General features: G+C 72.2%; 15 protein-coding genes and 1 pseudogene. 10 read left to right on the forward strand and 6 right to left on the reverse strand.

The window, feature by feature from the left end; genetic code table 11:
• Positions 1-166: 166 nt before the first annotated feature.
• The gene (locus HUX53_RS08370; RefSeq protein ID WP_309237117.1) at positions 167-805 is read left to right on the forward strand and encodes an ABC transporter permease subunit; all 639 of its coding nucleotides are present in this window, start codon (positions 167-169) and stop codon (positions 803-805) included.
• Positions 802-1845: an ABC transporter ATP-binding protein gene (locus HUX53_RS08375; RefSeq protein ID WP_176402588.1), complete on the forward strand. Its 1044-nt coding sequence runs from the start codon at positions 802-804 to the stop codon at positions 1843-1845. Before HUX53_RS08370 ends, HUX53_RS08375 begins: the two co-directional genes overlap by 4 nt.
• A gap of 57 nt (positions 1846-1902) precedes the next feature.
• Here HUX53_RS08375 and HUX53_RS08380 read toward each other — a convergent pair whose 3' ends face one another.
• Both HUX53_RS08380 and recA read right to left on the reverse strand, forming a co-directional pair.
• Positions 1903-2445, reverse strand: coding sequence for a regulatory protein RecX (locus HUX53_RS08380; protein ID WP_255205046.1), 543 nt, complete (start codon positions 2443-2445; stop codon positions 1903-1905).
• A gap of 159 nt (positions 2446-2604) precedes the next feature.
• On the reverse strand, positions 2605-3720 hold the full coding sequence (recA, locus tag HUX53_RS08385) for a recombinase RecA (RefSeq protein ID WP_176402590.1): 1116 nt from the start codon (positions 3718-3720) through the stop codon (positions 2605-2607).
• Between the two features lie 244 nt (positions 3721-3964).
• Here recA and HUX53_RS08390 point away from each other — a divergent pair, with 244 nt between their 5' ends.
• A complete protein-coding gene (locus HUX53_RS08390; RefSeq protein WP_176402591.1) occupies positions 3965-4834 on the forward strand; it encodes an ATP-grasp domain-containing protein in 870 nt (289 codons plus the stop codon).
• Positions 4835-4838: 4 nt separating this feature from the next.
• Here HUX53_RS08390 and HUX53_RS08395 read toward each other — a convergent pair whose 3' ends face one another.
• Together HUX53_RS08395 and HUX53_RS08400 are read right to left on the reverse strand one after the other, a co-directional pair.
• Positions 4839-5033 (reverse strand): DUF3046 domain-containing protein, encoded by a 195-nt coding sequence (locus HUX53_RS08395; protein WP_176402592.1) that lies wholly within the window; start codon positions 5031-5033, stop codon positions 4839-4841.
• Between the two features lie 10 nt (positions 5034-5043).
• A complete protein-coding gene (locus tag HUX53_RS08400) occupies positions 5044-6312 on the reverse strand; it encodes an alpha/beta hydrolase (protein ID WP_176402593.1) in 1269 nt (422 codons plus the stop codon).
• 120 nt (positions 6313-6432) lie between these two features.
• Between HUX53_RS08400 and HUX53_RS08405 the strand changes: the two genes are divergently transcribed.
• The gene (locus HUX53_RS08405) at positions 6433-11037 is read left to right on the forward strand and encodes an ATP-dependent helicase (protein WP_176402594.1); all 4605 of its coding nucleotides are present in this window, start codon (positions 6433-6435) and stop codon (positions 11035-11037) included.
• Positions 11038-11184: 147 nt separating this feature from the next.
• Here HUX53_RS08405 and secA2 read toward each other — a convergent pair whose 3' ends face one another.
• Positions 11185-13509 carry an accessory Sec system translocase SecA2 gene (secA2, locus tag HUX53_RS08410; RefSeq protein WP_176402595.1) on the reverse strand — a complete coding sequence of 775 codons (2325 nt, stop codon included), beginning with the start codon at positions 13507-13509 and terminating at the stop codon, positions 11185-11187.
• 233 nt (positions 13510-13742) lie between these two features.
• Between secA2 and HUX53_RS40840 the strand changes: the two genes are divergently transcribed.
• Positions 13743-13877, forward strand: a complete 135-nt coding sequence (locus HUX53_RS40840) for a hypothetical protein (RefSeq protein ID WP_255205047.1) — start codon at positions 13743-13745, stop codon at positions 13875-13877.
• Between the two features lie 69 nt (positions 13878-13946).
• Here the strand turns inward: HUX53_RS40840 and HUX53_RS08415 are convergent.
• Positions 13947-15142 (reverse strand): annotated as a pseudogene (locus HUX53_RS08415) (ROK family protein).
• A 253-nt stretch (positions 15143-15395) separates the two neighbouring features.
• Here HUX53_RS08415 and HUX53_RS08420 point away from each other — a divergent pair.
• The 5 genes from HUX53_RS08420 to HUX53_RS08440 all read left to right on the forward strand — a co-directional run bounded on the left by HUX53_RS08420 (position 15396) and on the right by HUX53_RS08440 (position 20544).
• Positions 15396-16667 carry an extracellular solute-binding protein gene (locus HUX53_RS08420; RefSeq protein WP_176402596.1) on the forward strand — a complete coding sequence of 424 codons (1272 nt, stop codon included), beginning with the start codon at positions 15396-15398 and terminating at the stop codon, positions 16665-16667.
• A gap of 21 nt (positions 16668-16688) precedes the next feature.
• Positions 16689-17660, forward strand: a complete 972-nt coding sequence (locus HUX53_RS08425) for a carbohydrate ABC transporter permease (protein ID WP_176402597.1) — start codon at positions 16689-16691, stop codon at positions 17658-17660.
• Positions 17657-18499, forward strand: a complete 843-nt coding sequence (locus HUX53_RS08430) for a carbohydrate ABC transporter permease (protein ID WP_176402598.1) — start codon at positions 17657-17659, stop codon at positions 18497-18499. Before HUX53_RS08425 ends, HUX53_RS08430 begins: the two co-directional genes overlap by 4 nt.
• Positions 18496-19974, forward strand: a complete 1479-nt coding sequence (locus HUX53_RS08435) for a glycoside hydrolase family 3 N-terminal domain-containing protein (protein WP_309237118.1) — start codon at positions 18496-18498, stop codon at positions 19972-19974. Before HUX53_RS08430 ends, HUX53_RS08435 begins: the two co-directional genes overlap by 4 nt.
• A 105-nt stretch (positions 19975-20079) precedes the next feature.
• Complete coding sequence (locus tag HUX53_RS08440) at positions 20080-20544, forward strand: Rrf2 family transcriptional regulator (RefSeq protein ID WP_176402599.1); 465 nt, start codon at positions 20080-20082, stop codon at positions 20542-20544.
• Positions 20545-20555: the final 11 nt, after the last annotated feature.

Genomic DNA, 20555 nt, shown 5'->3' on the forward strand with positions numbered 1-20555 from the left:
GTCCAGCTCCGTGAGCCGCGCGGCGGCGCCGGCGAGTGCCTCATCGGCCTGGCCCTTGAGGTAGGCGACCCATTAGGCGTCTATCGCGCAGGGGCCGGGGGTCGGGTGCGGCGCCGTCGCCGCGGCCGCCGTCGCGTTCCCGCTGGCCACGCTCGCCTACTGGCTGGTGACCGGGAACCGGTCCACCTGGGACCCCGCCGGGCTGCTGAACACCGCGGGCGTCACCCTCGCCGTGGCCGGGGCCGGCGCCGCGCTCACCGCCGTGCTCGCCCTGCCCGTCGGGGTCCTCGCCGCCCGGCACCGGGGGCGCGCCACCGAGCTGATCGAGCAGGCCGCCTACGCCGGGCACGCGCTGCCCGGCATCACGGTCGCGCTGGCCCTGGTCTTCTTCGCGGTCCGCTACGCCACCCCGATCTACCAGGAACTGCCGCTGCTGGTCTGCGCCTACGCGGTGCTGTTCCTGCCGGTCGCGGTCGCGGCCACCCGTGCCGCCGTGCTGCAGTCCCCGCCCGTCCTGGAGGACGTCGCCCGCTCCCTCGGCCGCGGCCCCCTGCGCGTGCTGCGCTCGGTGACCGTGCCGCTGGCCGCCCCCGGCATCGCGGCGGGCGCGGCGCTGACCTTCGTGGTCTGCATGAAGGAACTGCCGGCGACCCTGCTGCTGCGCCCCACCGGCATGGACACCCTGGCCACCCGCCTCTGGACGGAGACGGGCGTCGCCTCCTACTCCGCCGCCGCGCCGTACGCCGCCGCGCTCATCCTGCTCGCGGCCGTCCCCTCCTATCTCCTCGGAAGGCAGCGCCCGTGACCGAGTTGCGCATCGAGGGCCTGACCAAGGCGTACGGCCCGGGCACGGCCGTACTGGACGGTCTCGGCCTCACCGTCCCCGGCGGCTCGCTGGCCGCCGTCCTCGGCCCGTCCGGCTGCGGGAAGACCACCCTGCTCCGGATCGTCGCGGGCTTCCTGCGCGCCGGCTCCGGCACCGTCACCGTGGGCGGACGCGTCCTCACCGCCCCCGGGACGCACGTCCCGCCGGAACGCCGCCGCATCGGCATCGTGCCCCAGGAGGGTGCGCTGTTCCCGCACCTGAGCGTGGCCCGCAACGTCGCCTTCGGCGTGACCGACCGTGCCGCGCGGCGCCGCCGCACCGAGGAGATGCTCGAACTGGTGGGCCTCGCCGGGTACGGCGACCGGATGCCGCACGAGCTGTCCGGCGGCCAGCAGCAGCGCGTCGCGCTGGCCCGGGCCCTCGCCCCGGAGCCCGCGCTGGTCCTGCTCGACGAGCCGTTCAACGCGCTGGACAGCGCGCTGCGCGCCGGGATCCGCACCGACGTCCGCGCCGCCCTGCGCACCATCGGCGCCACCGCCCTCCTCGTCACCCACGACCAGCAGGAGGCCCTGTCCACCGCCGACCTCGTCGCCGTCGTCCACGCCGGGCGCATCGCCCAGTGCGGCACCCCGCAGGAGGTGTACGGCGCTCCCGCGGGCCCGTGGGTCGCCGGTTTCGTCGGCGACGCCGTGCTCCTGCCGGGCACCGTCTCCAACGGCACCGCCACCACCGCCCTCGGCCCGATCGCGCTCCGCGCGCCGAGCACGGCCGCCCGCGACGGCACGGTGATACTGCGCCCCGAGCAACTGCGGCTCACCGACCCCGGCGGGACCGCCCCCGACGGGACGGTGACCGACGTCCGCTACTACGGCCACGACGCCATGATCACCGTGTCGGTCGAGGGCCTCGCGACCCCCGTCGACATCCGGGTCAACGGCCACGTACACCTCCGCCCCGGCGACCGCACCGGAGTCCACCTAACCGGCCAAGCCACCTTCCACCCCACCCCCACCACCTGAACCCGAGGTCACGGCACGTTGTCGGGTGGTGGTGGTGTGGTGAGCGGTGCTTTCGGGTCAGTCGTCGGGGGGTGGGTCGGGGACGGTTTCCGGGTCTGTGCCCTCTTCGGCGAGGGCCTCTTTTACCAGGCGGTAGGAGAGGGCGGGTGGGTAGCCCTTGCGGGCCAGCATGCCTACCAGGCGGCGCATGCGTTTGGCGGGGTCGGCGCCTCGGGTGGCGGGGAGTCTGCGCTGGACCAGGGCTCGGGCGGTCTCCTCCTCCTGGGCGGGGTCCAGAGACTCGACGGCCTCGTTGACGGTGTCGTTGGCGACGCCGCGGCGGCGGAGTTCGGCGGCGAGGGCGCGCTTGGCCAGGCCGCGGCCGGTGTGGCGGGACTGGACCCACGCCTGCGTGAACGCCTCGTCGTCGATGAGGCCGACGTCGGTGAACCGGCCGAGGACCCGTTCGGCGACATCGTCGGGGACGTCCTTGCGGCGCAGCGCGTCCGCCAGTTGTGCGCGGGTGCGGGGCGACCCCGACAGCATGCGCAGGCAGATCTCGCGGGCCCTGGCCTCAGGGTCCGTGCCGGCCGCGCGGCCGCCGCGCGATGCCACGCTCATCCACCTCCCACGCATGCATGCCCCGGAGCGTGGGAGCGGCGGCGCCGTCGGGGAAGGTCCGGGCACCGGTCGTGCGGTGCCGGGTAAGGCGCCGCCGCCCTGCATACGAGATCATCGCTTACTCTTCGTCAAGAGTCACCCATATCAGGGGATCCCTTGTCAGGAATCACCTGCCTTGGCGGCCCTCGCGGCCTTTTTCGCGTTGACGGGCTTGGGGACGCTGATGACCGGCGCGGGGGCGGCGTCCGGCCCGTCGGCGGGCTCGGCCTCCTTGTCGACCTTGGGGCCGATGCCGAGCTTCTCCTTGATCTTCTTCTCGATGCCGTCCGCCATGTCGGGGTTGGCCTTGAGGAAGTTGCGGGCGTTCTCCTTGCCCTGGCCGAGCTGGTCGCCGTCGTAGGTGTACCAGGCACCGGACTTGCGGACGAAGCCGTGCTCCACGCCGAGGTCGATCAGGCCGCCCTCGCGGCTGATGCCCTGGCCGTAGAGGAGGTCGAAGTCGGCGACGCGGAACGGCGGGGCCATCTTGTTCTTGACGACCTTGACGCGGACGCGGTTGCCGACCGCCTCGGTGCCGTCCTTGAGGGTCTCGATGCGGCGGACGTCCAGCCGGACGGAGGCGTAGAACTTCAGCGCGCGGCCGCCCGTGGTGGTCTCGGGCGAGCCGAACATGACGCCGACCTTCTCGCGGAGCTGGTTGATGAAGATGGCGGTGGTCTTGGTCTGGTTGATCGCGCCGGTGAGCTTGCGCAGGGCCTGCGACATGAGGCGGGCCTGGAGGCCGACGTGGCTGTCGCCCATCTCGCCCTCGATCTCGGCGCGGGGGACGAGCGCGGCGACGGAGTCGATGACGACGATGTCGATCGCGCCGGAGCGGATCAGCATGTCGGTGATCTCCAGGGCCTGCTCGCCGGTGTCGGGCTGGGAGACCAGCAGGGCGTCGATGTCGACGCCGAGCTTGGCGGCGTACTCGGGGTCGAGCGCGTGCTCGGCGTCGACGAACGCGGCGATGCCGCCCTTCTTCTGGACGCTCGCGACGGCGTGCAGCGCGATGGAGGTCTTGCCGGAGCCCTCGGGGCCGTACACCTCGACGACGCGGCCGCGGGGCAGGCCGCCGATGCCGAGCGCGATGTCGAGGGAGATCGCGCCGGTGGGGATGATCTCGACGGGCGCCCGCGCCTCCTCGCCCATCCGCATGACCGATCCCTTGCCGAACTGGCGCTCGATCTGGGCGAGTGCGGTCTCGAGAGCCTTCTCCCGGTCGTTCGCTGCCATTGAGATGTCCTTCTCGTCGTGACTGTCGGCTCTCGGCCGCTGCTTGCGATGTCGAGGGCGACGTTACGGCGGGCCACCGACACTTTCGAGCCACCGGCGCAATTGTGGATGACGCCGCGTGCCGCGCACCAGCTTACCGAACATTCGTTCGATCATCGTCCGGTACGGCGATTCGGGGTGGAATCTCCGTGCGTTCCATGGTCCGGACCCCGTACGCTGGCGCCGTCCACGGAGGGTTCCAATCATGACGCTGACCGTCCTCTTCTGCGTCGATCCGCTCCACTCCCGGCGCGTTGACCCCCACTTCTCCCGCGAGGCCGCGGCGGTGCGGGACCACTACGGCGACATCGCCTTCATCGACCACGACGCGCTCCGGCGCGGGGACGTCGAGGACGCAGTGGGGGCGGTGCCCTCCGGGCTCGGTCCCGTCTGGTACCGCGGCTGGATGCTGTCGGCGGACGAGTACGCCGCGATGGCCGCCACCCTGAAGCAACGCGGGACGGTCCTGCTGACGCACCCGGACGACTATAGGCGCGCGCACGAGCTGCCGGGCTGGCACGAGACGTTCGCCGGGCTGACCCCGCACAGCGTGTGGCGTCCTCTGGGGACGGGCCAGGATCCGGGCGATCTCAGCGAACTGGCCGAGCTGGTCCGGCCGCTGCGGAGCGGGCCTGCCGTGGTCAAGGACTACGTGAAGTCGTGCAAGCACGAGTGGGAGGAGGCGTGCTTCGTCCCCGACGTGAAGAACCTCGCCCAGTTGCACGACATCGCCTCCAAGATGGTCGCGCTGCGGGACGACCATCTGGCGGGCGGTCTCGTCGTCCGCGAGTTCGAGGAGTACGACGGCGACGGCGAGGCGCGTGTGTGGTGGGTGGACGGCGAGCCCGCACTGGTGGGCCCGCACCCGGACAGCCCCGGTGTGGAACCCGATCCGGACCTGGACGCGGTGGCCCCGGCCGTCCGCGCCCTGGGCTGCCGGTTCATCACGACCGATCTGGCCCGCCGCTCGGACGGCGCCTGGCGTGTCGTGGAGGTCGGCGACGGCCAGGTCAGCGATCTGCCGTCGTCCGTGGACGCGATGGACCTCTACGCGCACCTGCCCGTCCCGGACTGATTCCCTACTGCAGGGTCGAGGGGACGTCGAAAGTCGCGACGACGGCCTGCCACACCCTTTTCGCCGGTTCGCCGTCCGCGAGGGCCTGCTCGATGGTGCGGCCGCCCAGATCGGCCATGACGTAATCCTTGGCCACGCTTTCGGCGTAGCGCTCGCCGAACTGCTGGTTCATCCGATCCCAGAAAACTGTGAGCCGCACGTCCTCCACGCTATCCGACGGAGGGTTCCTCCAAGGACTGTGTGACCTCGCCGGGGACGGCGGGTCCGGTTCCCTTGCGGTACTGGCGGTGCAGGCCCGTCAGGTAGCGCTCGACGGCTTCGATGACGCGGGCCGTCCGGTAGGAGGGGAAGACGTCGAAGGCGTGCTGGGCGCCCTTCATCTCGGCGTAGATGACGGGTGCCCCGGAGGCGTCCCGAAGCTGCTCGACGAAACGCCGTGCCTCCGCCACGGGGATGAGCGAGTCGCGGCTTCCGTGGATGACGAAGAAGGGCGGCGAGTCCTCGCCGATGTACGTGACAGGGGACGCCTGTGCGTACACCTCGCGGTTCTCAGCGAACGGCTTCTTCACCACCATCTTCTCCATGATGCGGGTGGCTCCCATGGGGACGGGCCACGGTCCCGCTTCGAAGAGGTTGTAGACGCCGTAGAACGGAACGGCGCCCTGCACGGTGGTGTCGACGTCCTCGAAGCCCGGCTGGAACGCGGGTTCGTTCGCGGACAGCGCCACCAGCGCAGTCAGGTGCCCACCGGCCGAGCCGCCGGTCACGCAGAGGAAGTTGGGGTCGGCGCCGTACTCCTCGGCGTGCTCCTTGTACCAGGCGACGAAGTGCTTCAGGTCGATCAGATGCTCGGGCCAGGTGGCGCGTGGGCTGAGCCGGTAGTTGACGTTGAAGCCGACCCATCCCTGTAGAGCCATGTGGTTGAGCAAGGGCAGGCCCTGCTCGCGCTTGTCCCCGATGACCCACGCACCACCGTGGATCTGCATCAGCCCAGGGCGCAGCTCACCGTCATCGGCGGGACGGAAAACGTCCAGTTTCAGGCGCAGCCGGCCTTCCTCCCGGTAGACGATGTTCCGGTCGACCCGCACGCCCTTGCGCGGGATCAGGCAGAGCTGCGGGACGACCAGGTGCGCCAGCGGGTAGCGGGGAGCGTCCTCCGGGTCCAGGTCGAGGGGCGCGCCGCTGTCCCGCAGGGTGACGACCGTACGGCGGGACGCGACGATGGTGGCCGCGATGCCCGCCATGCCGGCGAGCGCCAGGACGAGGCCCGTCCAGCCCGCCCAGCCGTCCAGGCCTCCGAACGCGGCGACGAGCGCCGTGGCGGCGGCCCAGGTGACGAGCACGTGCGGCGCCATCTCGATCGTCAGCCAGCCGAGGAAGAAGCTCGGCGCGAGCAGGACGGCGCTGCGCCGGGGAGCGTGCGCGTTGGCGGCGGCCAGCGCGAACAGGATCCCGAGGGCGAGCAGGACGTAGGGCATCGAGACTCCCGTGGGGATGAGCGCGCCTCCCCGTAGACCATGCCCGTACAAGCGCTTGCTTACAACGTGACGCACGCCACACGGCCGCATTCTGTCGGACCCAGGAGGCAGTATGGCGCCATGGGCGGTGACGTGCTCGAACGCTTCTCCCCGGCGACCCGCGCCTGGTTCGCCGGGGCGTTCGCCGCGCCCACCCCGGCCCAGGCCGGGGCGTGGGAGTCGGTCGCGGGCGGCGACAACACGCTCGTCGTGGCGCCGACGGGGTCCGGCAAGACCCTGGCGGCGTTCCTGTGGTCGCTCGACCGGCTCGGCACCGAGCCCGTCCCCGACGATCCGCTGCGGCGCTGCCGCGTCCTGTACGTGTCGCCGCTGAAGGCCCTCGCCGTGGACGTCGAGCGCAACCTGCGCGCCCCGCTGACCGGCATCCGGCAGGCGGCGCGGCGGCTCGACCTGCCGGAACCGGGCGTCCGGGTCGGGATGCGGTCGGGCGACACCCCGGCCGACGAGCGCCGCCGGCTCGCCGTCAAGCCGCCGGACATCCTGATCACGACGCCGGAGTCGCTGTTCCTGATCCTCACCTCGCGGGCGCGCGAGTCGCTGCGCGGCGTCGAGACCGTCATCGTGGACGAGGTGCACGCCGTGGCGGGCACCAAGCGCGGCGCGCACCTGGCGCTCTCCCTCGAACGCCTCGACGACCTCCTCGAACGGCCCGCGCAGCGCATCGGGTTGTCGGCGACCGTCCGTCCCACGGACGAGGTGGCGGCGTTCCTCGGCGGGACGAGGCCGGCGGCGGTCGTCCAGCCGCGCTCGGAGAAGGTGTTCGACCTCGACATCGTCGTCCCCGTGGAGGACATGGGCGAAGTCGGCCAGTTCGTGGACGACTCCGGTACGGCCGACCCACGCCAGCGCAGTATCTGGCCCCACGTCGAAGACCGCTTGCTCGACCTCATCCAGGCGCACCGCTCGACCCTCGTGTTCGCGAACTCACGCCGGCTGGCCGAACGGCTCTGCGGACGGCTGAACGAACTCGCCTACGAACGCGCGGCAGGTGAGACCCTGCCCGAAGACCACTCCCCTGCCGCCACGATGGCCCAGGCGGGTGCGGCCAGAGGCGCGCCCATGGAAATCGCCAGAGCGCACCATGGCTCGGTCTCCAAGGAGGAACGGGCCGGCATCGAGAACGCTCTGAAGGAGGGGCGGCTCCCGGCGGTCGTGGCGACGTCCAGCCTGGAACTGGGCATCGACATGGGCGCCGTCGATCTGGTCGTCCAGGTGGAGTCGCCGCCGTCGGTGGCCAACGGGCTCCAGCGGGTCGGGCGTGCGGGCCACCAGGTCGGCGCCGTGTCCAAGGGCGTCATCTTCCCCAAGTACCGGGGCGACCTCGTCCAGACGACGGTGGTGGCCGAACGCATGCGCGGCGGCGAAATCGAGGAGCTGCGGTACCCGCGCAACCCCCTGGACGTCCTCGCGCAGCAGATCGTCGCCATGGTCTCCATGGACGAATGGACCGTCGACGACCTCGAATCACTCGTCAAACGCGCCGCCCCCTACGCGACCCTGCCGCGTTCGGCCCTGGAGGCGACTCTCGACATGCTCGCCGGCCGCTATCCCAGCGACGAGTTCGGCGAACTCCGTCCCCGCCTGGTGTGGGACCGCGTGACCGGCGTCCTGCGCGACCGCCCAGGCGCGCAGCGTCTCGCGGTCACCAGCGGCGGGACGATCCCGGACCGCGGCCTGTTCGGCGTGTTCCTCGTCGGGGAGAAGTCGTCCCGCGTAGGCGAACTGGACGAGGAGATGGTCCACGAGTCGCGTGTCGGCGACGTGTTCGTCCTCGGCGCCAGCTCGTGGCGCATCGAGGACATCACGCCCGACCGTGTACTCGTCTCCCCCGCGCCCGGTCAGCCCGGAAAGCTCCCGTTCTGGCACGGCGACACACTCGGCCGTCCCGCCGAACTGGGCCGCGCGCTCGGTTCGTTCACCCGCGAGCTGGCCGGCCTGCCCGCAGAACGGGCCGAGGAGCGGGTATCCGCCGCCGGGCTGGACGCCTGGGCGTCCGCCAACCTCGTGTCGTACCTCGGGGAACAGCGCGAAGCCACCGGGCACGTCCCCGACGACCGCACGATGGTCGTCGAGCGCTTCCGCGACGAACTCGGCGACTGGCGGATGGTCGTCCACTCCCCGCTGGGTGCGCGTGTGCACGGGCCCTGGGCCCTCGCCATAGCGGGCCGCCTGCGCGAGCGGTACGGCGTCGACGCACAGGCCATGCACGCCGACGACGGCATCGTCATCCGCATCCCCGACATGGACGAGCCGCCCGGCCTCGATCTCGCCGTCTTCGACGCCGACGACATCGAACGCATCGTCGTGGACGAACTGGGCGGCTCCGCCCTGTTCGCGGCCCGGTTCCGCGAGTGCGCCGCACGTTCGCTGCTGCTGCCGCGCCGCCGTCCCGACAAGCGCATGCCGCTCTGGCAGCAGCGCAAGCGCGCCGCGCAGCTCCTCGCCGTCGCGAGCAAGTACCCGTCGTTCCCGATCGTCCTGGAGACGATGCGGGAGTGTCTGCAGGACGTGTTCGACGTCCCCGGCCTGGTGCAGCTCATGCGCGACCTGTCGGGACGCAAGGTCCGCATGGTCGAGGTGGAGACACCCGAGCCGTCCCCCTACGCGCGCTCCCTGCTCTTCCACTACGTCGGCGCGTTCATGTACGAGGGCGACTCCCCGCTCGCCGAACGCCGCGCCCAAGCACTCGCGCTCGACTCCGCACTGCTCGCCGAACTCCTCGGCCAGGCCGATCTTCGCGAGCTGCTCGACCCCGACGCGGTCGCCGAAACCGAACGCGAACTCCAGCGCCTGGCCCCCGACCGCCGCGCCCGCGACCTGGAGGGCGTAGCCGACCTCCTCCGCACCCTCGGCCCCCTGACCACGGCCGAGGCCGCCGAACGCACCCTCCCCGCCGGCGCACCCGCGGGTGAGGCTGAGGCGGCGCCGCCCGCCCCCGACGGCGTGGTGGGGCGGTGGCTGGTCGAACTCGAAGGGACGCGGCGGGCGATCCGGGTGCGGGTCGGCGGGGAGGAGCGGTGGGCGGCGATCGAGGACGCCGGGCGGCTGCGCGACGCGCTCGGGGCGCCGCTGCCCGTGGGCGTCCCCGAGGCGTTCCTGGAACCGGTGGACGATCCGCTCGGCGATCTGGTCTCCCGCTACGCGCGCACGCACGGGCCGTTCCGGGCGGACGAGGCCGCCGCGCGCTTCGGGCTGGGCGTCGCCGTGGTCGTCGAGACGCTGCGGCGGCTGGCGGGCGCGGGACGGATCGTCGAGGGCGAGTTCCTGCCCGTCGAGGCGGTGGCCGGCCCGCTGACGACCGAATGGTGCGATACCGGCGTCCTGCGGATGCTGCGGCGGCGCAGCCTGGCGCGGCTGCGGGCCGAGGTGGAGCCGTCGCCGCCGGAGTCGCTCGGCAGTTTCCTGCCGGTCTGGCACGGCATATCCGGCGGGTCCCGGTTGCGCGGCATCGACGCGCTCGTCCAGGCGATCGAGCAACTGCAGGGCGCGGCCGTCCCCGCGTCGGCGCTGGAGTCGCTGGTCCTGCCGTCGCGGGTGCCCGGCTACAGCCCGGCCATGCTGGACGAGCTGACGTCCGCGGGCGAGGTCGTGTGGGCGGGCCAGGGCGGCCTGCCGGGCGGCGACGGATGGGTCGCGCTCTACCTGGCCGACACCGCGCCGCTCCTCATGCCGGAGCCCGCCGAAATCACCCTCACGCCCGTGCACGAGGCCGTGCTGGACGCGCTGGGCGACGGCGGCGCCCACTTCTTCCGCACGCTGTCCGACCGGGTGAACAAGGACGTCACCGCCAACGACGCCGACCTGGTGACCGCCGTGTGGGACCTCGTGTGGTCCGGCCACCTGACCAACGACACGATGGCGCCGCTGCGGGCCGCACTAGGGTCCGGCCGTCCGACGCACCGTTCCCGAACAACGCGGCGCGGCCGACCTGTCCTGCCGTCGCGGACGGGCCCGCCCACGGTCGCCGGACGCTGGTGGCCGCTCCCCGAACGCGAGACCACGGCGACGCTGCGCAGCCATGCCCTCGCCGAGGCGCTGCTGGAGCGGTACGGCATCGTCATACGCGGCGCCGTCGCGGCCGAACGCACCCCCGGTGGGTTCTCCGCCGTCTACCCGGTGCTGCGCGCGTTCGAGGAGACGGGCCGATGCCGCCGGGGCTACTTCGTCGAGGGTCTGGGAGCCGCCCAGTTCGCCCTGCCGGGCGCGGTCGACAGGCTCCGCGCACTCCGTCCCACGGCCGCTCCCCCGGACGACATCTCCGCACTCTGGGAGACACCACGCAAACCCGACGTCCGCGCCCTCGTCCTGGCCGCCGCCGACCCCGCCAACCCGTACGGGGCGGCGCTGCCCTGGCCGGGACGCGACGACGAGGTCGCCAGCGGCCACAAGCCGGGCCGCAAGGCGGGCGCCCTGGTCGTGCTGATCGAGGGCCGCCTCGTCCTCTACGTCGAACGCGGCGGCCGCACTCTCCTCACCTGGGACGACGACCCGCAGATCCTGCAACCCGCCGTGGACGCCCTGGCCCTGGCCGTCCGCGAGGGCGCCCTCGGCAAGCTGACCGTCGAACGCGCCGACGGCGAGTCGATCAACGACTCCCCCCTGGCCGCCGCCCTCGAAGCAGCCGGCTTCCACCCGACCCCCCGCGGCCTCCGCCTCCGCTCCTGACAGTACGAAGGGCCACCTTGACCGCGGCGGCGCACATCACGACGCCCACCGGTGACAGCGCGGCGAGCGTGCTGCCGAACATCAGCCGGCCCCAGGGCGGCGTGAGGTAGGGCTCTTCCTGCACGGGCGCGGTCGTGGCGTTCAGCGTCAGCGGCTCTTGAACATGGTGATCAGGCCGCGGAGGGCTCGTTCGTCGAGGGTGCCGAAGGGGTTGTCGTGGACAAGGTACGTCCACGTCGCGGAGGGGCGTTGCAGGCCGGCGGCGTCCAGGTCGATGCCGTCTTCGGTGGCGGTGAGTGCCTCGAAGACCTCCACTGAGCGTTTCCGGGCGTCGGAGAGCAGGCGTTTGCCTGCGGGTACGGCCTCGCGGTTGAACTCGACCAGCGGGTCGAGGCCGCGGCCGAGGGAGCGCAGGTGGATGCCCTCGCGCAGGTCGGCCAGGTAGGCGAGGTGCTCGGCCCAGCAGCGGTCCAGCTGGTAGAGGACGACCTGGCGCGCGGCGGCGGCCACGGCTTCAGCGCCGGCGATCTTCGTGAGTTCGGCGTGCTTGCCGGGGGCGGACGCGGCCATGGCCTTGTCGGCGGCGTCGCCGGTCAGGACGGCGTCGCGTTCGGTGAGCAGTTCGCGGCGCTGCAGCCCGATCAGGTGGTTGTAGCGCCAGGTGTTGCGGTGCAGTTCGAGGTCGACGCCTTCGGCGACGCGCTGGGCGTGGCCGACGATCCAGTGCGCGCCCTTGTCGGTGATGAGGCCGTCGTCGTCTGAGGGCGCCTTGCTCTTCTCGTCGGGGGCGTAGCGGGTGACGAGGTCGTCCTGGAGGCTGGTGAAGAAGACGGAGGCGCCGGGGTCGCCCTGGCGGCCGGCGCGGCCGCGGAGCTGGTCGTCCAGGCGGCTGCTGTGGTAGCGGCCCGTGCCGATGACCAGCAGGCCGCCGGCCTCCGCGACGCGGTCGTGGTCGGAGCCGGGCGTGTCGGCGGGCGCGGTGCCGGGCGCGGCGGGCGGGCTGCCGCCGAGGCGGATGTCGGTGCCGCGGCCCGCCATCTGGGTGGAGACGGTGATCGCGCCGTACGCGCCGGCCTCGGCGATGATCGCGGCCTCCTCGGCGTCGTTCTTGGCGTTGAGGACGACCCGGTCGAGCCCGGCGCGGGCGAGGCTGCGGGCGAGGCGCTCGGACTCGGCGACGTCGCCGGTGCCGATCAGCACCGGGCGGCCGGCGGCGTGCGCGGCGGTGACCTCCTCGACGATCGCGACCTCCTTGTCGGCGGCGGTCGCGTAGAGGCGGTCCGGGCGGTCGTCGCGGACGCAGGGCCGGTTCGGCGGGACCACCGCGATCTGCAGGGAGTAGAACTCGGTCAGCTGGCCGGAAACGGCCATCGCGGTGCCGGTCATGCCGCACCGGACCGGATAGCGGCCGATCAGCTCCTGGACGGTGATCGAGTCGAGGATCTCGCCGCTCGGGGACGCTTCGAGGGCCTCCTTGGCCTCGACCGCGGACTGCAGGCCGTCCGGCCAGCGCTGCAGGAGCGCGACCCGGCCGCGCGATTCGCTGATCAGTTTCACCGCGCCGTCCCGGACGATGTAGTCCACGTCGCGGTGCAGCAGGACTTCGGCGTGCAGGGCCACGTTCACGGCGGTGAGCGTGCGCAGGTTCTCGGCGGCGTAGAGGTCGAGGCCGAGGACGCGCTCCACCTCGCGCGTCCCGGCGGACGTGAGCTGGACGTTCCGCGCCTCGTCGTCGGTCGCGTAGTGCAGGCCGGGCCGCAGCCGCCGGACGAGGTCGGCGTACCGGGGGTCGGCGGCGTCGAGGTCGGCGGCGCCGGCGAGGACGAGCGGCACCATGGCCTCGTCCACCAGCACCGAGTCGGCCTCGTCGATCAGCGCGACCGACGGCGCGGGCAGGACCTGGTCGCCGGCGGAGGTCGCGAGCCGGTCTCTGAGCAGGTCGAACCCGACCTCGCTGACCGGCGCGTAGGTCACGTCGGCCGCGTACGCCGCCCGCCGCTCGGCGGGCGTGGACGACTGCCCGACCCAGCCGACGGTGACGCCCAGCATCGCGTACAGCGGCCCCATCCATTCGGCGTCGCGCCGTGCCAGGTAGTCGTTGACCGACATCACGTGGACCCGGCGGCCGCGCAACGCGTACCCGGCGGCGGCGAGGGCACCGGACAGGGTCTTGCCCTCGCCGGTGGCCATCTCGGCGACGTGCCCGGACAGCAGCGCCAGCGTCCCGATCAGCTGGACGTCGAACGGCCGCTCACCCAGCGTGCGGCGGGCGGCCTCCCGGCCGAGGGCGCACAGCTCGGCGAGGTCCTCCTTCTCCCGGAGGACGGACGCGGCGGCGGTCAGCTCGGCGTCGGACAGCTCCCGGACGCGGGACTCCCGCTTGCCCGCCCCGTCCACCAGGGCGCGGAAGGGCGCCAGGTCGGCGCTGCCCGGCTTCTGGACGAGCCGCCGCAGCCGGTCACGCAGCGCCATCGCGGTCCCTCGGTTCTTCGCTCACGGTCCCCCCAACGGCGGATACGGCACGGTCGTTCCCCCATGATCTCAGGGGGAACCCGGTGGGCCTCCCGCGCGTTCTACGCTCTTGGTCTGAGCCCGATTTCATTCCTCGGACGGATCCCCCGCACCCCTCTCGTTTGAGAGCATGAGGGCATCACGGGGTTTGCGGTGGCCAAGGGGAAAGCGCCACCGCGGAACGGGGTTCAGGCATGACACCTACGGCACGGAAGGCAGCCGCGCTCCGGCGCAAGCGCCAGATCATCAGTCAGACCGTCATCGACCGCGCGCTGAACGACCCGCGGCGCCACAAGGAGGCCGTCGTCGCGGCGGCGTCCGCCAAGTAGCCGCGTACAGGAACGCTCCGCGCAACGGAAAAGCGCCCCCCGCCGCCCGGCCGGGGGCGCTTCCCGTTTCTAGGACGCCCCGTCCGCCGAGAAGACGTCGTCGCGGGCCTTCTGCAGCGCGGCGTACAGGGCACCGCGCAGCACGGCGTTGCCCTCCACCTCGGTCACGGCCACGGTCGGCCGGGTCGGGCTGATCCGGCCGACGACCCGCTCGATGCGGGCGGCGAGGGGCCGGCCGCCGGCCCGGCCGAGGCTGCCCGCCAGCACCACGAGCCCCGGGTCCAGGACGATGTTGACCGAGGTCACGCCGTAGGAGATGCGGGTGGCGAGCTCGTCCAGGAACGCCCCGCCGCGGTCCTCGTCGGCGGCGGCCGCGCTGACGCAGTCGAACGCGGTGGCCCCGGTCATCCCGTGCTCGTGGGCGAGGGCCCGGACGGCGTCGTCGGCGTCCCGCGCGCCGTAGCCGCCGGCGATGGTCGGCTTGTTCCAGGTCGTCGACTCGGTGACGCCCTCGTCCTTCGGGCCGCGGCGGGCACCGGCAGGTAGCCGATCTCCCCGGCGCCGCCCCACCGGCCGCGGTGCAGCCGGCCGCCGAGCGTGACCGACAGGCCCATGCCGCGGTCGAACCACATCAGCGCGAAGTCGTCGGCGTCCCGCGCGGCGCCGTAGGCCCGCTCGGCGATGGCGGCGAGGTTGACGTCGTTCTCGATGGTCACCGGCCGGCGCAGGTCGGTGCGCAGCGCGGCGAGGACGCCCTCGTGCCAGGACGGCAGGTCGAAGGCGAACTGGACGTCGCCGGAGCGCGGGTCGACGACGCCGGGCGTCCCGATGACGAAGGCGCTCAGCTTCGACACCGCGACCTTGGCGGAGCGGCAGGCCTTGACGACGGCGTTGTGCACCGCCTTCACCGGCTCGTCGGCGCCGTTCGGGTCCACGGTGACCTCGGCGGTGAGGTGCCCGGTGATGTCGGCGACGCCGGCGGTGATCCCGTCCGGCCCGACCTCCAGCCCGGCGACGTAGGCGCTGGACGGGACGACGGCGTACAGGGCGGCGTTGGGCCCCCGTCCCCCGGCCTGCTCGCCGACGACCGAGACGAGCCCGCGGTCCTCCAGTCTCGACAACAGCTGCGAGGCGGTTACCTTCGATAGCCCGGTGTGCTCACCGATCTGCGCGCGGGTCAGCGGGCCCTGCTCGACGAGCAGGTCCAGCGCCGCGCGGTCGTTGAGCTCACGCAGCAGCCTCGGCGTTCCCGGGCGTCTGGCCATGCCGGCCCCCTCGATGTCTCAATCCGCTAACGAGCAGTTTTGTTTAGGAAAGTTTCTTGTTAGTTTACGCCCAAGCGCCGACCGGTCCGGTACCCCGGGCCGGGGGCGCGCGCAACGCGCGGACTGGCGAGCAGGGCGCCCGCGAGCGATGCGAAAGCGAGAGGGACATGGCCGAGACCTTAAAGGGTCGGGGCCGTATCCCTGGCACGCGGGCCACAAGGCCGCGCGAGGCGACGCCGGAAAGGATCCCCCAGTGAAGTACATCAAGGTTGCGGCCGCGGCGGCCGCGATCGCCCTGGCCGCAACGGCCTGCGGCGGCGAGAGCAAGGACGACGAGGCCGGCGCGGGCAAGGACCCGGCGCAGCTCAAGGTCTGGATGATGGGCGACGGGACGCCCGAGCAGACCAAGTTCCTCGACGGCGTCGAGGCGGACTTCAAGAAGGAGCACCCGAACACCGACGTCCAGATCAAGTACGTGCCGTGGCCGCAGGTCGCCACCACGTTCCAGAAGGCGGCGGCGGGCGGCGAGGGCCCGGACGTCACCGAGCTGGGCAACACCGACGTCCAGTCCCACGTCGAGCAGGGCAGCCTGGCCGACATCACCGACCAGTTCAACGGCTGGGCGGACGGCAAGACGCTCAACAAGACCGCGCTCGGCAACGACACCGCCGAGGGCAAGATCTACGCGGTGCCGTGGTACGGCGGCGTCCGCGGCGTCTGGTACCGCACGGACTGGTTCCAGGAGCTCGGAATCCAGTCGCCGAAGAACTGGGCGGAGCTCACCGCGGCGGCGAAGAAGGTGCAGGACGCCAAGAAGGTGCCCGGCATCGGCATCCCGAGCGACCAGACCAACGCGCTGCTCAGCTTCATCTGGGGCAACAACGGCGCCGTGGCCGTCGAGGACGGCAGCGGCGGCTGGAAGGGCCAGCTCGACCAGCCGCAGGCCGTCGAGGCCGTGAAGTACTACGCCGGCCTCGTCAGCACTGAGAAGGTCGCGCCCGAGAAGTACATCGGCAAGAACGAGCTGGAGGGCCCGCAGCGCGACTTCGCGCTCGGCAAGCTCGGCATGTACATCGACGGCAGCTGGGCGCTCAAGGAGATGAAGAAGGTCTCCGAGAAGAACGCCGACAAGTGGGGCGTCTTCCCGATCCCGAGCAAGGCCGGCGGCAACGCCCCGGTCATGGCGGGCGGGTCCGACCTCGCCGTCTGGAAGGACAGCAAGGCCAAGAGCGCGGCGTTCGACTACATCACGGTCCTGAACGACGCCAAGAACGCCAAGGCGTGGGCCGACTACAGCGGCTTCTCGTCCATGCGCTCGGACGTGAAGTTCTCCGACCCGAAGCTGGAGATCTTCACCGAGATCGCCACCAACACCAAGTTCCCCCCGATCGGCCCCGGCTGGGCCGAGTTCGAGCAGGCCAAGAAGGTGCTGCCGAACACGGTCAAGGCGATCATGCAGGGCAAGAACGCCGATGAGCAGATGAAGAAGGCGAACGAGCAGGCCAACACCCTGCTGAACCCGTAGTACCAGCTGATCGGAACGTCCATGCTCGACACCGCACCCGCGGTGCGGAGAGCGCCCGGCCGGAGGTCCTCCGGCCGGGCGCGCCCCCGCCGCCGGCCCCGCCTCGGGCCCTATCTGCTGATCACGCCCACCGTGCTCGTGATCGCGATCCTGATGTTCTGGCCGATGATCCAGATCGGGATCATGTCGTTCCAGAAGGTCGGCAACCGCCAGCTGCGCGGCGAGCCGGCCGAGCAGGTGGGCACCGAGAACTTCACCAAGATCCTCAGTAACCCGTTCTTCTGGCAGACCCTCAAGCACACCGTCCTGTTCGCCGTCGTCGCGGTGAGCCTGACCCTGGTCGTCGGGACGCTGGTGGGACTGCTGCTGCACAAGCTCGGCAAGAGGATGTCGGGCTTCGTCGCCGGCGGCGTGATGGTCGCCTGGGCGACCCCGCCGGTCACCGCGGCGATCATCTTCAGCTGGCTGTTCGGCACCACCGGCGGCCTCGTCAACTGGTCGCTGGACCTGCTGCCGGACTTCCTCGTCGGCGGCGACTGGCTCGACTACAACTGGTTCGCCACGCCGCTGTCGACCTACACCGTGCTGACCGTGTGCGTGGTGTGGCAGGCATGCCCGTTCGTCGCCGTGTCCGTGCTGGCCGGGCTGAAGAGCGTCCCCGGCGAGCTGTACGAGGCCGCCCGGGTGGACGGCTCCGGCCCGTGGCGGACGTTCTGGAGCATCACCTACCCGATGCTCAAGCCGATCTTCATGGTGCTGCTGGTCATGTCGATCATCTGGGACTTCAAGGTCTTCACGCAGCTGTTCATCATGGCCGGGCTGGCCAACCGCGACGCGTTCAACCTGTCGCTGTACGCCTACTCCGAGGCGTTCGGCTCGCTCAATCCGAAGCTCGGCATGGGCTCGGCGATCGCGCTCGTGCTCACGTTCATCCTGCTCATCGTCACCGCCCTCTACGTGCGGGTCATGGTCCGACAGGGGGAGACGCGATGAAGTCCGCGCTGCCGCGCAGAATGCTGCTGAACGGGACGGGCCTGCTCGTCTTCGCCATCGCGGTCTTCCCGGTCTTCTGGATGGCCTCCACCGCGTTCAAGCCGAACACCGAGATCTTCAGCACGACGCCGAAGCCGCTCCCCGCCCACCCGACGCTCGAGCACTTCGACCTGGTGCTGAACGGCGGCATCGCCGAGGTCTCCTTCTGGGAGTACTTCGCGAACAGCGCGATCCTCGCCGTCGTCACCGTCCTCGCGTCCGGCCTGCTCGCGCTGATGGCCGCCACCGCCGTCGCCCGGTTCCGCTTCCGGTTCCGCACCACCTTCCTCGTGATGCTCCTGGTGGTGCAGATGGTTCCGCTGGAGGCGCTGGTCATCCCGCTGTTCCTCGACCTGAAGCAGTTCGACCTGCTGAACAGCCTGGCGGGCCTCTCGCTGGTCTACATCGGGTTCGCGGTGCCGTTCGCGATCTGGATGCTGCGGGGCTTCGTCGCCGCGGTGCCGCGCGAACTGGAGGAGGCCGCCGCGATCGACGGCGCCGGCCCGGTCCGGACGTTCTTCACGGTCATGCTCCCGCTCGTCGCGCCCGGACTGGTCGCGACCAGCATCTTCTCGTTCATCACCGCCTGGAACGAGTTCATCTTCGCCTACACGTTCCTGGAAGACCAGAACAAGTACACCCTGCCGATCATGCTGCAGTTCTTCTTCGGCCGCAGCGGCAACGCCTGGGGGCCCATCATGGCAGCGTCCACGCTGCTCACCATTCCCGTCATCGCCTTCTTCCTGCTCGTCCAGCGCCGCATGGTGTCCGGCCTCACCGCCGGGGCGGTGAAGGGGTGACGACCGACGACATCGCGACCACGGCGGAGATCGCCCGGCTGGCGCGCGGCACGCTGCTCCCGTCGTTCCCCGGGGCGACCGCGCCGCGCTGGCTGCTGGACGAGCTGGAGGCCGGCCTCGGCGGCGTCACGCTCTTCGCCCTCACCGGCAACGTGCCGAGCACGGAGTCGCTCGCCGCGCTGACCGCGCAGCTGCGCAAGGCCGGCGACCCGTTCATCACGATCGACGAGGAGGGCGGCGACGTCACCCGGCTCGGCGGCCACGCGACCGGCAGCCCCTACCCGGGCAACGCCGCGCTCGGCGCCGTGGACGACCCGGAGCTGACCCGCCGCATCTACCGCTCCCTCGGCGCCGAGCTGGCCGAGGTCGGGGTCAACTTCAACTTCGCGCCGTCGGTGGACGTCAACACCGCCGACGACAACCCCGTGATCGGCACCCGCTCGTTCGGCTCCGACCCCGAGCTGGTCGCCCGGCACGCCGCCGCGTCCGTCACCGGGACGCAGGAGGCGGGCGTCGCGGCCTGCGCGAAGCACTTCCCCGGCCACGGCGCGACGGTGGACGACTCGCACCTGTCGATCCCGCTCGTCGACGCCGACCTGGACCTGCTGGACCGCCGCGAGCTGGTCCCGTTCCGGGCCGCGATCGCCGCCGGGACCCGCGCGGTGATGACCGGGCACCTCAACCTGCCCGCGATCACCGCCGGCGTGCCGGCCACCCTGTCGCACGCCGCGATCACCGGGCTGCTCCGCGAGCACCTCGGCTACCAGGGCGTCATCGTCACCGACGCGCTCGACATGGAGGGCGCGAGCGGCGCGATCGGCATCCCGGAGGCGTCCGTGCGGGCCCTCATCGCGGGCGCCGACCTGCTCTGCCTCGGCCCGCACGAGCACGCGGAGACCGTCGAGGCGACCCTCGCCGCGATCGACGAGGCCGTCCGCGCGGGCCGGCTGCCGGCGAGCCGGCTGCTGGACGCGGCGGACCGCACCGCGGCGCTCCGGGAGTGGCTCGCCGGGCACAGCCCCGCGGCCGTGGACCGCGCCGCCGGGCTGGCGGCGGCCCGCCGCGCCGTGCGGGTCACGGGAGCGCTCCCAGGCTGGGCCGGGCCGCCGCTGGTCGTCGAGACGGAGTCCAGCGGCAACATCGCGGTCGGCCCGACCCCGTGGGGACTGCACCCGTGGGCGCCCGACGCCGTCCGGGCCGACGGCGCGGACGGGGCGGCGGACCAGATCCTGGACCGGTCCAAGGGACGCGGCCTGATCATCGTCCTGCGCGACGCGCACCGGCACGCGAGCCAGCGCGCCCTCACCACGGCGCTGCTGACCGCCCGCCCCGACACCGTCGTGGTGGAGATGGGACTGCCCGTCTGGCGCCCCGGATCGGCCGTCTACCTGGCCACCTACGGCGCCGCCGCCGCCAACGCGCAGGCCGCCGCCGAGCTGCTCGGCCTGACGGCGTCCCCGGGGACGGCCGGCTAGACCCGTGGCGCGCCCGCCGGACTCAGAGCCCGGTTCCGGCGGGCGCGTCACGCCGCATTCCGCGGCGGTGCCCGACCGGTCCGATCGGCAAGGGATAATGCGTACATGCGATTGTCCGCCCGGGTCGACTACGCGTTGCGCGCCTCCGCCGAGCTGGCGGTCGCCGGGAGTCACCCGGTGACCGCGGTGCAGCTCGCCGAGGCGCAGCAGATCCCGCCCAAATTCCTGGAGAACATCCTCGGCCAGCTGCGCCGGTCCGGCCTCGTCCGGAGCCAGCGGGGGCCCGAGGGCGGCTACTGGCTGGCGCGGCCGGCCGAGCGGATCTCCCTCGCCGACATCATCCGCGCCATCGACGGGCCGCTGCTCGGCGTCCGGGGCGAGCGCCCCGAGCACGTCGGGTACGAGGGGCCGGCGCGGTCCCTGCAGGAGGTGTGGATCGCGCTGCGCGCCAGCGAGCGCTCCATCCTGGAGCAGGTCACGCTCGCGCACATCGCGGCCGGGGAGCTGCCCCCGGCCGTCGCCAAGCTGACCGAGGACCCGTCCGCCTGGGAGAGCCCCTCCCTGATCTGAGTCGGCACGTT

This window comes from Actinomadura sp. BRA 177 (genome assembly GCF_013372625.1).
Lineage (GTDB): Bacteria > Actinomycetota > Actinomycetes > Streptosporangiales > Streptosporangiaceae > Spirillospora.

Bases quoted from the DNA above. Each gene is read 5' to 3' on its own strand.
- HUX53_RS08380 (WP_255205046.1), bottom strand. From the start codon at position 2,445: ATGAGCGTGGCATCGCGCGGCGGCCGCGCGGCCGGCACGGACCCTGAG.
- recA (WP_176402590.1), bottom strand. From the start codon at position 3,720: ATGGCAGCGAACGACCGGGAGAAGGCTCTCGAGACCGCACTCGCCCAG.
- HUX53_RS08390 (WP_176402591.1), top strand. From the start codon at position 3,965: ATGACGCTGACCGTCCTCTTCTGCGTCGATCCGCTCCACTCCCGGCGC.
- HUX53_RS08400 (WP_176402593.1), bottom strand. From the start codon at position 6,312: ATGCCCTACGTCCTGCTCGCCCTCGGGATCCTGTTCGCGCTGGCCGCC.
- HUX53_RS08405 (WP_176402594.1), top strand. From the start codon at position 6,433: ATGGGCGGTGACGTGCTCGAACGCTTCTCCCCGGCGACCCGCGCCTGG.
- secA2 (WP_176402595.1), bottom strand. From the start codon at position 13,509: ATGGCGCTGCGTGACCGGCTGCGGCGGCTCGTCCAGAAGCCGGGCAGC.
- HUX53_RS40840 (WP_255205047.1), top strand. From the start codon at position 13,743: ATGACACCTACGGCACGGAAGGCAGCCGCGCTCCGGCGCAAGCGCCAG.
- HUX53_RS08425 (WP_176402597.1), top strand. From the start codon at position 16,689: ATGCTCGACACCGCACCCGCGGTGCGGAGAGCGCCCGGCCGGAGGTCC.
- HUX53_RS08430 (WP_176402598.1), top strand. From the start codon at position 17,657: ATGAAGTCCGCGCTGCCGCGCAGAATGCTGCTGAACGGGACGGGCCTG.
- HUX53_RS08440 (WP_176402599.1), top strand. From the start codon at position 20,080: ATGCGATTGTCCGCCCGGGTCGACTACGCGTTGCGCGCCTCCGCCGAG.